Origin of the sequence: Halobellus sp. MBLA0158 (assembly GCF_041477585.1) — an archaeon.
GTDB lineage: Archaea > Halobacteriota > Halobacteria > Halobacteriales > Haloferacaceae > Haloquadratum > Haloquadratum rubicundus.
Window position 1 is genome coordinate 1,454,618 of the sequence record NZ_JBGNYA010000001.1, and the last position, 12,994, is coordinate 1,467,611.

A 12,994-nucleotide genomic window follows, 5' to 3' on the forward strand; every position below is an offset into this window, starting at 1 on the left:
ATTGTGCGATTCCCGTTCGGGATTTCCAGCGAGACCCGAGCCAAAACGAGCGAAGGCCGATTTAACGGAGCTCTCGTGCCGCCGCTAACGCCTCACTCTCCCCGATGTCTCCGGCGGCGAGCGGCGGACGGACGTCCGGGGTCGCGATCAGGTCACGCTCCGCGAGGAGCGCCTTCGTCGCCGGGGCGAATCCCTCGTCCAGACACCGGTCGAACAGCGGCTCGACCACCTCGCGGTGAATCCGCTCGGCGCGCTCGCTCGACGGCTCCGCGACCAGGTTCGCGTACGCCTCCGGCACCGCGTTCGAGAGGGCGTTGATGCCGCCGTCGAAGCCCATCCGGAGCGACGGCAGCAACAGCGCGTCGTACCCCTGGAACAGCGCGAAGTCGTCGGGCGTGCTGTGCATCGCGCGGAGCCCGTACGCGAGGTCGCCGCTGGAGTCCTTCAGCCCGAAGACCGCCTCGTGGTCGGCCACGGCTGCGACTGTCTCGGCGGGGATCGGCTCGCCCACGCAGGCGGGGATGTTGTAGAGACACAGCGGCAGCGGGCTCGCGTCGGCGACCGCCTCGAAGAAGCGCCGGAGCCCCGGCTCGCGGTTGGAGTTGTGGAAGTACGGCGCCGTCAGGACCGCGGCGTCGACGCCCAGGTCGTCGAGGGTCTCGATCCACTCGACCGTCTCGCGAACGCTGGTCCCGGTCCCGCCGGCGATCACCGGGACCTCGTCGCCGACGCGGTCGACGGTGTGCTCGACGAGTCGGCGCCGCTCCTCGCGGGTCAGGCTCGCGGCCTCGCCGGTGGTCCCGCAGGGGAAGACCCCGGTCACGCCGCCGTCGACGACGTGGGTCAGTAGGTCGTCGAACGACTCCCAGTCGATGTCGGTGCCGTCGAACGGCGTCGCCAGCGGCGGCGTCACGCCGTCGAGCGCGGGCGGGTCTCTCGTCATACGCTCTCCTCCCCGCCGCCGACCCTAAAAATTCCGGCGTGGGGTCAGCGATCGATGCCGAGTTCGTCCAGCAGCGTCGCGGCCGCCGCCGCCGAGGAGCCGGGGCCGCGCGCCGTGATCAGATCGCCATCGACGGTGACGGAGGTGTCCGCGTCGAGTTCGGCGTCCCAGTCCGCGCCGGCGGCTTTGACCTCGTCTTCGACCCAGTAGGGGAGCTTCCGGCCGTCGGGCATCAGGTCCTGCTCGTCGACGATGCCCTCCTCCCACTCGTTGGGGAAGCCCGTGACCGACCGGCCCTCGACGAGGTGGCTGCCGTCCGCCTCGCGGGTGAACGCGAGGATCCCGACGGCGTGACAGACGACGAGCGCCTTGCCCTGGCCGCCGCCGACGGCGCTCAGGAGGGCCTGGCGGGCGTGGCGGTCCTGATTCACGTCCCACTCGGTCCCGTGGCCGCCGGGGAAGACGACGGCGTCGTAGTCGGTCGCGTCGACCGTCGCGAGCGGCTCGGGATCGTTCAGGCGGTCGTCGTTCTCGTCGACCTCCCTGACGCGCGCCGCGGTCTCCTCGCCGACGTTCTCGGGGTCGACCGAGCGCTCGTCGACGACCGGCGGCCCGCCCGTCGGCGTCGCGACCGTGATGTCGACGCCGGCCTCCGAGAGCGTGGTCAGCGGCTCGATACATTCCTCGCCCCAGTACCCCTCTTCGCTGACGATGAACAGCGCTGACGTCATGCGTGGTCGCATTGTCGATCCGCGCGATAAGGTCTTTCCATCCCGGAAGGCCGCGGAACGACCGGGGCAGAGGCGTCGTGTCGGGGGAAGCCGCCCAGAAACGGTTAATCCGCTCGGTCGCCTCGCGGTCGTATGCCTCCCGTCCCGTTCGTCCGCCTCTTCGCGGGGCTCTCGGCCGTCGAGGCGACGGCCCTCGTGCTCGCGCTCTCCCTCGTCAGCGCCGTCGCGATGGAGTTCGTCGTCCTCCGGATCGCCCGGCGGTACGTCTCCACGACGGCGACCGAGTACGACAACATCGTCATCGCGACGCTGCGCCCGCCGCTCGTCGTCACCGCGGCGCTCGCCGGCGTCTACGCGCTCACGCAGGTCCCCGCGGTGCGCTCGTCTGTCCTCCTCGACCCGGCGACGCTGGACACGGTCTTCGGCCGGCCCTCGCTGTCGGTGATCGTCCTCGTGTGGGCCTACGCCGCCAACGAGGTGGTGAACCGCGTCGTCGCCGCCGTCAACGACGAGGGCGGCCGCTTCGACTTCGCGCCGGTGTTCTCGAACGTCTGGACACTCGCCGTCCTGCTCGGGAGCGTCGGCACGCTCCTGTGGCTGTGGGGGATCGAGATCACGCCACTCCTCGGGGCCGCGGGCGTCGCCGGCATCGCCGTCGGCTTCGCCGAAAAGGACACGGTCGCGAACTTCTTCGGCGGGATCGCGCTGTACGTCGACGACACCTACAAGCTCGGCGACTACATCGTCCTCGAAGACGGGACCGCGGGCACGGTCGTCCAGGTCGGCGTCCGCTCGACGACGCTCCTGACCCGCGACGAGGTGATGGTCACCGTCCCTAACGCGACGCTCAACGCCGGCAAGGTGACGAACGAGTCGGCGCCCCAGCGCCGGCGGCGCGTCCGGGTGCCCGTCGGCGTCGCCTACGGGACCGACATCGACGCCTTCGAGGCGCTCGCGGTCGAGGTCGCGCTCGCCGAACCGATCGTCCTCGACTCGCCGAAACCCCGGGCGCGCTTCCGCGCCTTCGGCGACTCGGCGCTCCAGTACGAACTCCTCTGCTGGGTCGACGGCCCGACGCGTCGGCGCCGCGCCCAGCACGAACTCAACCGCGCGCTGTACGCGGCGCTGAACGACGCCGGCATCGAGATCCCCTTCCCGAAGCGCGACGTGACCGTCGCGACGGTCGACGACTCGGAGCCGGCGCCGAGTGGCGCTCCCGCGTCGGCGACATCCTCGCCCGCTCCCGAGGATCCGGACAAAGCGGGTACGACGTAGCACGTCCGATCGTGCCCCGATCGCGGCATCGACGCAAGCACCATTAGGCGTCGGCGTGTCGCTTCGGCTATGCTCAGGCAGGCCCGCGAGTACGGTCCGGCGCTCCTCGTGCCGCTCGCGTGGGGGTTCGTCGCGGCCGCCCACCTCGGCGCCGTCGCCGACTCGACGCTGTTCGTCGCCCACGTCGTGATGACGGTCCTCCTCGCCGTCTTCGCCGTCACCGGCCGGGCGGAGATGCGCGAGGGGACGCTCCGCGTCTGGTGGTGGATCGTCGCGGTCGGCTTCGTCGTGACACTCCTCGGAACCGTCGGCTTCCGCCTCGGCGACGCCGGCGCGCCGTTGCAGGCCGTCGCCCTTTTCGGCTGGATGGTGCTCCCCGCCGCCGGCTTCGTCGACACCGCTCGGCGGGGCGCCGACCGGGCGTGGCTCTACTACGGCGCGGCCGTCGGCTCCGTGGTCGGCGCGGGCGTCTACGTCTTCGGGGCGACCATGTACTTCCTGGGCGTCGACGGGTCGCTCTCGGCGGTCCCGGTCGTCGGCCTCGGGCTCGTCGGCGTCGGCCAGACCGCCGCGATCCTCGACGCGGCGTTCGGCTACTGATCCGCCTCGATCAGACGAACTCGGTGTTCTGCGGACCGTTCGTGATGTGGACCTCGAACGGCTGCGTCCCGACGTCGTCCTGCTCGACGAGGTGCCAGTAGGTCTCGGCCATCGCGTCGGGATCGAGGAAGGTGTCGTCCTCGCGGTCGGGGAGTCGCTCGCGCGTCCGCGGATTGTCGATCTGCCCGTCGATGACGACGTGGGCGACGTGGATGCCCTCCGGCCCGTACTCCTGGGCGATGTCCATCGCCATCCCGCGGGCGGCGAACTTCGCGGCGGTGAAGCCGATCGTCCCGCCCGTGCTCCGGACCGCGGAGGTCGCCCCGGTGAAGAGCACCGTCCCGCCGCCGGTCTCCACCATATCGCCGACGGCCTCCTGGGAGGCGACGAAGGCGCCGCGGCCGCCGACCTCCCAGGCGCGCTCGAACTCCGCGACGCTCGAATCCAAGAGCCCCTGCCAGGACGCGGCGCTCGCGTGGTTGACGAGCACGTCGATCGGGCCGAACGCCTCCCGGACGGCCTCGAAGGCCTCGCGAACCCCCTCGACGTCTCGGAGGTCCACCTGGACGGCGAGCCCCTCGCCCGGTTCCGGGAGGTCGTCGGCGAGGTCCTCGATGAAGTCGGTCGTCCGCGCGAACAGCGCGACCTGACAGCCCTCCTCGGCGAACTTCCGCGCGATCGACGCCCCGAGTCCGGGGCCGACGCCGGCGATGACGGCCGTGCGTGTCATACCGGCGCGTCGACCGCGGGACGCAAAACCGTGGCGGCTGTCGCTCCGTCTCGGCTCCGCATCGGGACTTTTGTCGCTCCGCCCCTACTCGTGCCTATGGCGGGCCCCGATCCCGACGAACTCCGGCGGGTCGTCGCCGACTTCCCGGCGCCGCCGGACGGCGACCGCTTCGACCGCGCTGACGACCTCCTCGACGGCGCCTACGGCGCGATGGCCGAGTCCTGGCATCCCGAACTGGAGCGGGTGACCGCGGCGTACGCCGACGGCGACGTGCTCCGCGAGCGCGTCCTCGAACACGTCGAGTCGGTGCCGTCGGTCCGGCTCTCCGACGGCGCCGCGCCGCTCCCGCGCCGCCGCGAGGCGTTGGCGGCGGCGGCGTCTATTCTGGACGAGGTCGCGGCGGTCTCGGCGTGGTACTCCGAACTCCGGGCGCTCCTCGGCGACGACCCCGACGAACTGACGCGGTTCGAGCGCCTCCTGCACGACGTCGGCTACGCGCTGGCGCACGTCCTGTTTCTCGGCGCCTCGACGCCCGAACAGGTCGTCAGCCGGCTCCGGGTCGCCTACCGTTCCGTGGGCGTCGACATCGACGACACCGATTCCGAAAGAGGCGCCGAGCGGACGACGTTCACCTGTCCGTACCGGGACGTCGCGGCCGGCCGGTACGGCGAGCGCTGGGTCTGCCACGAGAAACTGGACCGCGTCGACGACGGCTACGTGACCTACCTCGCAGAGCGCGGCATCGACTACCAGCGGCCGCGCGCCTGTCCGCGCGGCGGGCAGTGTTACTCGACGGTCGCCCGCGACGCTCTGGAGCAGTGGTGGCCGAAGACCGCACCCGAGGCCGTCGCCGACGGGGTCGACCGACCGTGACAGATCCCGATTCCGACCCCGACCCCGACCGCCCGACCGAGGGTGTCGCCTTCACGGTCGAACAGGCCCGCCGGATCCAGCGCGAGTACGGGACCTGGGCGCCGCTCTACGACTGGTTCGCGCGCGCGACGGCCTCCGTCGGCGGCGTCCGCGCGGCCTGCGTCGAGGCGCTCGACCTCGATCCGGGCGACACCGTCGTCGACTTCGGCTGCGGCCCCGGCGTGAACCTCCCGGCGCTCCGCGAGGCCGTCGGCCCCGCGGGCCGCGTCGTCGGAGTCGACATCACCGGCCCGATGCTTGCCCGCGCCCGGCGGCGCGTCCGCAACCGCGGCTGGGAGAACGTCGACCTCCTCCGCGCCGACGCCACCGACCCGCCGATCGAGGGCGTCGACGCCGCGCTCTCGACGTTCGTGACGTCCCTGTTCTCGGACCCCTACGCGGTCGTGAGCCGTTGGTGTGAGATCGCAGACCGCGTCGTCGTGACGAACTTCGCGCCGCGCGGGAGCACGCCGGCGAACGCGGCCCTCCGCGCGTTCGCCCGCCTGAACGCCCGCCTCTTCGACGTCGACGACGAGGGAGTGCTCCGACAGCTCGACGAGCGCACCGCCGCGTCCCGGCGCGCGCTCGACGAGGGGATGGACGCCGTCGCGAGCGAGACCTACGTCTTCGGGACGATCGAACTGAACGTCGGCCGCCGATCGGCGTGATTTTGTATCGCCGTATTCGGTTTATTTCTCGGTCTGCTCCTCGAAGCGAATCGACACGTTGATACTCGAATCCGTGGATTTCCAGGTATGCAGGGCCTCCAGTACAGTCGCGACCGCGGTCGCGACGTCCTCGAATGCCGACACTGCGACGCGACGTTCCCCGAGGGGAAGGCGACGACCGACGGCTGGCACTACGTCTGCCCCGAGTGCGGCGAGGGCCGGGGGATCGGCGAGGGCCTGCGCCGGCTCTGAACCGAACGCGGACTGAATCATTTTTACGCCGGGCGCCCGCACGCTCTCGTAATGACTGCGTACGACTACGACGATCTCGGCCTCGTCGCGGGGCTCGAAATCCACCAGCAGCTCGACACCGCGACGAAGCTGTTCTGTGGCTGTCCGACCGAAGAGCGCGACCCCGAATCGGCGACGCGCTCGTTCACGCGGTTCCTCCACCCGACGAAGAGCGAACTCGGCGAACTCGACGAGGCGGCGCTCGAAGAGAGCCAGGTCGAACGCGAGTTCGAGTACCTCGCCTACGACACGACCTGCCTCGTCGAAGAGGACGAAGAGCCGCCGCACCGGCTTGACGAGGAAGCCCGCGAGGTCGCCCTCCAGATCGCCGACCTCCTGGAGATGGAGCCGGTCGACCAGGCGCACGTGATGCGGAAGCTCGTCATCGACGGCTCGAACACCTCCGGCTTCCAGCGGACGGCGCTCGTCGCCCAGGACGGCGTGATCGAGACCGACGACGGCCCGGTCGGGGTCGAGGACCTGCTCCTCGAAGAGGAGTCCGCCCAGCGCGTCGAAGAGCGCGGCGACGACGTGACCTTCTCCCTGGACCGCCTCGGCGTCCCGCTCGTCGAGATCGGCACCCGACCGGACATCGACTCGCCCGCGCAGGCACAGGAGGCCGCCGAGACGATCGGGATGCTCCTCCGCTCGACCGGCGCGGTCAAGCGCGGGCTCGGGACCATCCGCCAGGACGTCAACGTCTCCATCGCCGCGGGCGCGCGCGTCGAGATCAAGGGCGTCCAGGCGCTGGACCAAATCGCCGAGATCGTACGGGAGGAAGTGGGCCGGCAGGTCGAACTGCTCGCGATCCGCGACGAACTGGCGGAGCGGGACGCGAGCGTCGGCGACGTGCAGGACGTCTCGGAGGTCTTCGCCGACACCGACTCCGGCGTCATCGGCGGCGCGCTCTCTGACGGCGGCGTCGTAAAGGCTGTGCCGCTATACGAATTCGACGGTCTGGTGGGCCGAGAGATCCAGCCCGACCGCCGGCTCGGCACCGAACTCTCCGATCACGCCAAGCGCCGCGGCGCGGGCGGCATCTTCCACACCGACGAACTGCCCGCCTACGGCGTCACCGAATCCGAAGTGGACGCCCTCCGCGAGGCCGTCGGCGCGGGCGAGGACGACGCGGTCGCCATCGTCGCCGACGACCCCGAGACCGCCTCGGGCGCCATCGAGGCGGCTGCCGAGCGGGCCCGGACCGCGATCGAGGGCGTCCCCGAGGAGACCCGCGGCGCCAACGACGACGCCACGACGCGCTACCTCCGGCCCCTGCCCGGCGCGGCGCGGATGTACCCCGAGACGGACGTCCCGCCGGTCGAACTCGACGTCTCGGACGTCGAGACGCCCGAACTGCTGACCGAGAAGGTCGATCGGTACCAGTCCGAGTACGGCCTCGACGCCGGCCTGGCCGAACAGGTCGCGTTCGGTCGCCGGATGCCGCTGTTCGAGCGGGCCGTCGACGAGGGCATCGACGCGACGTTCGCGGCGGGGCTGCTGGAGTCGACGCTGACGGAGCTCCGCCGGGACGACGTCGCGATCGGGAATCTGACCGACGAGCACCTGCTTGCGGTGATGCGCCTCGTCGAGGACGGCGACCTGGCGAAGGAGGGCGTCGGCGACGTCCTGACGACGCTCGCCGACGATCCGTCGCTCTCCGCCGAGGCGGCGGTCGAGGAGGCCGGCCTCTCGGGCGTGAGCGAGGACGAGGTCCGCGAGGCCGTGAGCGAGGTCGTCGAGCGGAACGCGGCGCAGGTCCAAGACGAGGGGATGGGCGCGTTCTCGGCGCTGATGGGCGAGGCGATGGGCGCCCTGCGCGGGAAGGCCGACGGGGAAGTCGTCAGCGACGTCCTCCGCGAGGAGATCCAAAAGCGGGCCTGAGACGGCTCCCCGTCGCTCCTGGCTCGCTGACGAAGCCGTCCGGCGTCGGCTGCGACGTCCGAAAAGGGTTTGCTTGCCGGCCGCGATGCTCTCGTATGTTCGACACCGAGGGCACGCGCGCCGCGTCGATCGATCGAGGCTGTTCCGGTCCGGTCGGTACGGACCGCGCCGGCGACGCTCCCCGAGCGCGATAACGATGGTCGAAGAGATCACCACCGAGGAACTCCACGAGCGCATCGAGTCGGGCGACCCGCCGCAGATCATCGACATCCGCAACCCCGACCAGTACGAGCGGGGCCACATCCCGGGCGCGATCAACGTCCCGATGCACGAGCTCCCGGGCCGGATCGACGAGATCGACTGGGGGGACGACGTCGTCGTCGCCTGCCCCATCGGCCAGTCGTCGGTTCAGGCGGCGCGGCTGATCGGCAGCTACGAGGACGTCGAGGACGCCGCGAACGTCCGGAGTATGGCCGGCGGCTACCAAGCCTGGGAGTACGACCTCGAATCGGGCGCCGAGGCCGCGGCCGAGGAGTGACGTGACCGGTCCGTCTCTCGTTCTCGCGCGGGACGCCTACGACGACATCGTCTCTCAGGGCTACGACGGCGGCGACGAGGAGATCTGCGGGGTTCTCGCGGGCGAGTACGGCGACGACGAGAGCGTCGTCCGCGACGTCCGCCGAGTGCCGAACGCCGCCGAGACCCCGCAGATCCGGTACGCGATGGCCCCCGAGGCCCAACTGGCGGCCATCGAGGGGATCGAGGACGACGGCCTCGACGTGGTCGGGTTCTACCACACCCATCCGACCGGGCCCGCCCACCCCAGCGACACCGACGTCGAGCGCGCGACCTGGCCGGGCTACTCCTACGCCATCTGCGCGTTCGACGGCTACCCGTACCTCGGTTCGTGGCGCTGGACCGGCGAGGCGTTCGAACGCGAGACCGTCCGGCTGGTCGACGACGTCGAATCGTAGGTCTCGGTCCGTCCGGTACCAAAGCATCTCTCCGCGCCGGCACGCGCGACCTTAGATTATTTAGTCTGATAATTGGTGGCTAAGGGTTTTTACCGTGGTTTACGGGGTAGGTGGTATGGCAGAGAGCACGGTCGGATCTCGGGGAGGGCGCTTCGGGACCGACAATTGGGGGGACAAACTCCGCGAGTTCGTCAGGTACATTCCGAGCGGGGATACGATCCCCGACGACACCTGGCGGGCGCGGCACCGAAACATCGTACTGGCGCTCTTCGCGCACATTCCGTTTCTGATCGCGCTCGGTCTCTATGAGGGGACCGAGCCGTTCTCGGGCGCCCAGATCCCGGAGATCCCGACGACGATGCTCGTCTCGCGCGTCGGCATCGTCGCCGCGATCGGGCTGTTGGCGGTGTGGCCGCGGTTCAGCCGACGGATCCGCACGTCGCTCGCGACCGTCGGACTGGTGATGTCCTCGGCGGTGTTGGTGTACTTCTCGGGGGGGTACATCGAGGCGCACTTCCACTTCTTCGTGGTGATGGGGATCGTCGCCGTCTACGAGGACTGGGCGCCGTTCCTCGTCGGCATCGTCTTCGTCGCGCTCCAGCACGCGGTCTTCGGATTCTACATGCCGGAGATGGTGTACAACCACAACGCGGGCGCGACCCGTCCGTTCGTGTGGGCGGGGATCCACGCCGCGTTCGTGCTGATGCTCGCCTCGGCGCTGATGACGAACTGGGTCTCGATCGAGCGCTCCCGCGAAGAGGCGCGGAACCAACTCGCTGAGACCGAAGAGGCGGAGGAACTGAAGGCCGAGGCCGAGGCCCGGCAGCGCGAGGTCGAGGAGATGAACGACCACCTCGAACGGAAGGCCGACGACTTCAGCGCCAAGATGACCCGCGCGGCCGACGGCGACCTCGGCGTCCGACTCGACAGCGACGCAGACAGCGAGGCGATGGCCCAGATCGCCGAGGACTTCAACGGGATGATGGACGAGATGGAGTCCGCGGTGCAGAACATCCAGGCGTTCGCCCAGGAGGTCACCGCCGCGAGCGAGGAGGCCAACGCGGGCGCCGGCGAGGTCAAGCAGGCCAGCGAGGAGGTGAGCGAGGCCGTCCAGGAGATCTCCCGCGGCACCAACGAACAGCGCGAGATGCTCGAAGACGTCTACGACGAGATGACAGACCTCTCGGCGGCGGTCGAGGAGGTCGCCTCCTCGGCCGAAACCGTCGCGAAGACCTCCCACGAGACGGCCCAGATCGCCGACGCGGGCGAAGACACCGCCCGCGGCGCCATCGACGACGCCCAGGAAGCCAAGAGCGCGATCGGCTCGACCCGCGACAACGTCGAGCACCTCGAAGACCAGATGACCGAGATCGGCGAGATCGTCGAGCTCATAAGCGACATCGCAGAGCAGACGAACCTCCTCGCGCTGAACGCCAACATCGAGGCGGCCCGCGTCAGTTCGACCGGGAACGGCGACGGCGACGGATTCGCCGTCGTCGCCGACGAGGTCAAACAGCTGGCCGAGGAGACGCAGGAGTCCGCGACCGAGATCGAGGAACTCATCGAGGAGACCCAGGCCCAGACCGCCCGGACGGTCGAGGAGGCGCGGACCGCCGAGGAACACATGGAAGAGGGCGTCGAGGCCGTCCAGGACGTCCTCGACGCGTTCACGCAGGTCTCCGAGAACACCGACGAGACCGACAGCGGCATCCAGGAGATCAGCGACGCCACCGACGACCAGGCCAAGAGCGCCGAGCAGTCGGTCTCGGTGGTCGAAGAGGTCGCAGACATCAGCCGGAACACCGCCGACGAGGCCGAGGGCGTCTCCGCGGCGGCCGAACAGCAGGCGGCGTCGATCTCGCAGGTGAGCTCGAACGTCGAAGCGCTCACCGACCAGGCCGAGCAGCTACAGTCGCTCCTCGCCCGGTTCGAGGTCAGCGCCACGAAGACGCAGGTCCCGACGCCGGGTCCGGAGGACGGCTCCGGCTCCGGGCGGAACCTCGCGCTGAACGACGGCGGCCGGCTCGAATCCCCCGATTCGGAGGCTCGCCCCAACTCCGGATCCGAGTCCGGGTTCGAGTTCGACGCCGAATAGCGGCCCTGCAACTCCCGTCACTCGATCGGCACCCGAACGCTCCCGTTTTCGGACCACTCGGCCATCGCACGGAGCCGCGCGATCCGGTCTTCGATCGGCGGATGCGTCGAGAAGTACTCCCTGAGCCGCCGCTCCTCTTCGGACTCGACCTCGCCGTGCGTCCACAGCAGCGAGCGGGATCCGAACGTCGGCGACGACGCCCGATCGAGCTTTCCCAGCGCCCGAGCGAGCGCGAGCGGACGGCCCGTCACCTCGGCGGCGCGGGCGTCGGCGCCGAACTCCCGCCGCCGCGCGTACGCCCGGAGCAGCAGCGTCGCCGCCATGCCGACGAGCGCGACGCCGGACTCGACGCGCCGCCTGAGCCGCCCCGGCAGCGTCTCCGCCCACGCGCCGGGATCGCGCCGCGCCCACGCGAGACACAGCGCCGCCCCGGTCAGGAGGAACACCGCCGGCGAGAGCAGGAGTTCGAGCCCGACGACGACGAGCTGGGAGACCGCGAGCGCGAACGTCCCGACCAGCCCGTCGCGGCGCTCCAGGTGCGCGAGCTCGTGGGCGAAGAGCGCCCGCAGCTCGTCGCGGTCGAGCAGTCGCAGGAGCGCCGCGTCGACGACGACCGTCTTGCGCCCGGGCGTTTCGAGCGCGAACGCGTTCGGAACCTCCAGGCGCGCCACCAACAGCCGGGGGCGCTCGACCGACATCGACGCCGAGAGGTCGTCGAGCAGGGCGTACACGCCGGGGAGGCGGGACTCGGGGACCTCCCGCGCGTCGAGGTGCGAGAGGAGCCGGCGCGTCCCCAGCCGGACCGAGACGTACACCGCCAGCAGCGTCCCGACGGCGAGGCCGAGGCCGGCCGCGACGGGATCGAGCCGGACCTGCCACAGCGCCGCGAGGACGAGCAGGCTCAGCCCGGCCAGCGCGCCGTAAAAGGCGAGCGCGACGAGGCCGACGAGCACCGGCCACAGCCGACTTCCCCGGCGGTCGCGGCCGCGGTCGTCGGGGCGGGGACGGGAGCGTGAGGGCGGGCGTGACATCCGTGCGGCGGTGGGGAGGGTCAGTCGGGCGTCGATTCCGGAGTCGATTGGGATTGGGACTGAGATTGCGATTGCGAGTTCGACTCTGCCGACGACTCCGCGGCCTCCTCGCCGGTGTGGTCACCGAACGAGCGGTCCCCCAGCAGTTCGTTCGCGCGCCGGAAGATGCCCGTGAGCGTGGTGATCTCCCGCTCTGTCGGATGCGCCCGGCCGAGGAGCCGCCGCATCATCACGCGCGTCTTCTCGCGCTTGTGCTCGCGGTTCTCGATCGCGCGGTGGAACTCCTCGAAGAAGTCGTAGAAGCGGTCGATCTCCGCCTCGTCGGCGCGCTCGCGCTCGACGTCGGGGAGCTGCGTCTCCTCGACGGTCAGCGAGCGGAACTCGTACAGCAGGATCGTCGCCGCCTGACCGAGGTTCAAGACGGGGTACTCCGCGCTCGCGGGGATCGAACACACCTCGTCCAACTGCTTCAGCTCCGCGTTGTCGAGGCCGGTCCCCTCGCGGCCGAACACGAGCGCGGTCCTCGTGTCGACGGTTTCGAGGCTCTCTCTGACCTCCACGGGCGTCTTGAACGGGAACCGCGTGTGCTTTCTGCTGTCCTCGTTCGTGATCGCCGTCGTGCCGATGGTGTGGTACTCGGAGACGACCGCCTCGAAGGTCACCTCCTCGGCGTTGGGGAGGACGTCCTCGCGGGCGTGGCCGGCGAAGCCGTACGCCTCGCCGTCCTCGTCTAGATCTGGTGGATTCACGAGCTTCAGCTCCGAGAGCCCGAAGTTCTTCATCGCGCGGGCGATGGTGCCGACGTTCCCGGGCGTCTTCGGGTCGACCACGACGACGACGGGGTCGCGACTGCGCGGCGCCAT

General features: G+C 70.4%; 14 protein-coding genes. 9 read left to right on the forward strand and 5 right to left on the reverse strand.

Annotated features, from left to right (window positions below; genetic code table 11):
• Positions 1–61: 61 nt before the first annotated feature.
• Together OS889_RS07570 and OS889_RS07575 are read right to left on the reverse strand one after the other, a co-directional pair.
• Positions 62–943 carry a dihydrodipicolinate synthase family protein gene (locus tag OS889_RS07570; RefSeq protein WP_372388674.1) on the reverse strand — a complete coding sequence of 294 codons (882 nt, stop codon included), beginning with the start codon at positions 941–943 and terminating at the stop codon, positions 62–64.
• A gap of 44 nt (positions 944–987) precedes the next feature.
• Entirely contained in the window at positions 988–1,674 is a 687-nt protein-coding gene (locus tag OS889_RS07575) for a type 1 glutamine amidotransferase domain-containing protein (protein ID WP_372388675.1), read from the reverse strand.
• A 132-nt stretch (positions 1,675–1,806) separates the two neighbouring features.
• On the opposite strand from OS889_RS07575, the gene OS889_RS07580 reads away from it, so the two are divergent.
• Both OS889_RS07580 and OS889_RS07585 read left to right on the forward strand, forming a co-directional pair.
• On the forward strand, positions 1,807–2,949 hold the full coding sequence (locus tag OS889_RS07580) for a mechanosensitive ion channel family protein (protein WP_372388677.1): 1,143 nt from the start codon (positions 1,807–1,809) through the stop codon (positions 2,947–2,949).
• Positions 2,950–3,018: 69 nt separating this feature from the next.
• Positions 3,019–3,549 (forward strand): hypothetical protein, encoded by a 531-nt coding sequence (locus OS889_RS07585; protein WP_372388679.1) that lies wholly within the window; start codon positions 3,019–3,021, stop codon positions 3,547–3,549.
• Between the two features lie 10 nt (positions 3,550–3,559).
• Here OS889_RS07585 and OS889_RS07590 read toward each other — a convergent pair whose 3' ends face one another.
• Positions 3,560–4,279 (reverse strand): SDR family NAD(P)-dependent oxidoreductase, encoded by a 720-nt coding sequence (locus tag OS889_RS07590; protein ID WP_372388680.1) that lies wholly within the window; start codon positions 4,277–4,279, stop codon positions 3,560–3,562.
• A gap of 96 nt (positions 4,280–4,375) precedes the next feature.
• Between OS889_RS07590 and OS889_RS07595 the strand changes: the two genes are divergently transcribed.
• The 7 genes from OS889_RS07595 (at position 4,376) to OS889_RS07625 (ending at position 11,100) form a co-directional block, all read left to right on the forward strand.
• Positions 4,376–5,152 carry a hypothetical protein gene (locus OS889_RS07595; protein ID WP_372388682.1) on the forward strand — a complete coding sequence of 259 codons (777 nt, stop codon included), beginning with the start codon at positions 4,376–4,378 and terminating at the stop codon, positions 5,150–5,152.
• On the forward strand, positions 5,149–5,859 hold the full coding sequence (locus OS889_RS07600; RefSeq protein ID WP_372388684.1) for a class I SAM-dependent methyltransferase: 711 nt from the start codon (positions 5,149–5,151) through the stop codon (positions 5,857–5,859). The genes OS889_RS07595 and OS889_RS07600 overlap by 4 nt, the downstream gene beginning before the upstream one ends.
• 87 nt (positions 5,860–5,946) lie before the next feature.
• Entirely contained in the window at positions 5,947–6,111 is a 165-nt protein-coding gene (locus OS889_RS07605; protein ID WP_372388686.1) for an HVO_2901 family zinc finger protein, read from the forward strand.
• A gap of 51 nt (positions 6,112–6,162) precedes the next feature.
• Positions 6,163–8,031, forward strand: a complete 1,869-nt coding sequence (gatE, locus tag OS889_RS07610) for a Glu-tRNA(Gln) amidotransferase subunit GatE (protein ID WP_372388688.1) — start codon at positions 6,163–6,165, stop codon at positions 8,029–8,031.
• Between the two features lie 196 nt (positions 8,032–8,227).
• Complete coding sequence (locus OS889_RS07615; protein WP_372388689.1) at positions 8,228–8,569, forward strand: rhodanese-like domain-containing protein; 342 nt, start codon at positions 8,228–8,230, stop codon at positions 8,567–8,569.
• A gap of 1 nt (position 8,570) precedes the next feature.
• Complete coding sequence (locus tag OS889_RS07620) at positions 8,571–9,005, forward strand: desampylase (RefSeq protein ID WP_372388691.1); 435 nt, start codon at positions 8,571–8,573, stop codon at positions 9,003–9,005.
• 115 nt (positions 9,006–9,120) lie between these two features.
• Positions 9,121–11,100 (forward strand): methyl-accepting chemotaxis protein, encoded by a 1,980-nt coding sequence (locus OS889_RS07625; RefSeq protein WP_372388693.1) that lies wholly within the window; start codon positions 9,121–9,123, stop codon positions 11,098–11,100.
• Positions 11,101–11,117: 17 nt separating this feature from the next.
• Here the strand turns inward: OS889_RS07625 and OS889_RS07630 are convergent, their stop codons facing one another.
• Together OS889_RS07630 and OS889_RS07635 are read right to left on the reverse strand one after the other, a co-directional pair.
• Positions 11,118–12,131: a M48 family metallopeptidase gene (locus OS889_RS07630; RefSeq protein ID WP_372388695.1), complete on the reverse strand. Its 1,014-nt coding sequence runs from the start codon at positions 12,129–12,131 to the stop codon at positions 11,118–11,120.
• A 20-nt stretch (positions 12,132–12,151) separates the two neighbouring features.
• Complete coding sequence (locus OS889_RS07635) at positions 12,152–12,994, reverse strand: RNA methyltransferase (protein WP_372388697.1); 843 nt, start codon at positions 12,992–12,994, stop codon at positions 12,152–12,154.

Coding starts and splice junctions, on each gene's coding strand:
- OS889_RS07570 (WP_372388674.1), bottom strand. CDS start 943: ATGACGAGAGACCCGCCCGCGCTCGACGGCGTGACGCCGCCGCTGGCG.
- OS889_RS07575 (WP_372388675.1), bottom strand. CDS start 1,674: ATGACGTCAGCGCTGTTCATCGTCAGCGAAGAGGGGTACTGGGGCGAG.
- OS889_RS07580 (WP_372388677.1), top strand. CDS start 1,807: ATGCCTCCCGTCCCGTTCGTCCGCCTCTTCGCGGGGCTCTCGGCCGTC.
- OS889_RS07585 (WP_372388679.1), top strand. CDS start 3,019: ATGCTCAGGCAGGCCCGCGAGTACGGTCCGGCGCTCCTCGTGCCGCTC.
- OS889_RS07590 (WP_372388680.1), bottom strand. CDS start 4,279: ATGACACGCACGGCCGTCATCGCCGGCGTCGGCCCCGGACTCGGGGCG.
- OS889_RS07595 (WP_372388682.1), top strand. CDS start 4,376: ATGGCGGGCCCCGATCCCGACGAACTCCGGCGGGTCGTCGCCGACTTC.
- OS889_RS07605 (WP_372388686.1), top strand. CDS start 5,947: ATGCAGGGCCTCCAGTACAGTCGCGACCGCGGTCGCGACGTCCTCGAA.
- gatE (WP_372388688.1), top strand. CDS start 6,163: ATGACTGCGTACGACTACGACGATCTCGGCCTCGTCGCGGGGCTCGAA.
- OS889_RS07615 (WP_372388689.1), top strand. CDS start 8,228: ATGGTCGAAGAGATCACCACCGAGGAACTCCACGAGCGCATCGAGTCG.
- OS889_RS07625 (WP_372388693.1), top strand. CDS start 9,121: ATGGCAGAGAGCACGGTCGGATCTCGGGGAGGGCGCTTCGGGACCGAC.
- OS889_RS07630 (WP_372388695.1), bottom strand. CDS start 12,131: ATGTCACGCCCGCCCTCACGCTCCCGTCCCCGCCCCGACGACCGCGGC.
- OS889_RS07635 (WP_372388697.1), bottom strand. CDS start 12,994: ATGGCGCCGCGCAGTCGCGACCCCGTCGTCGTCGTGGTCGACCCGAAG.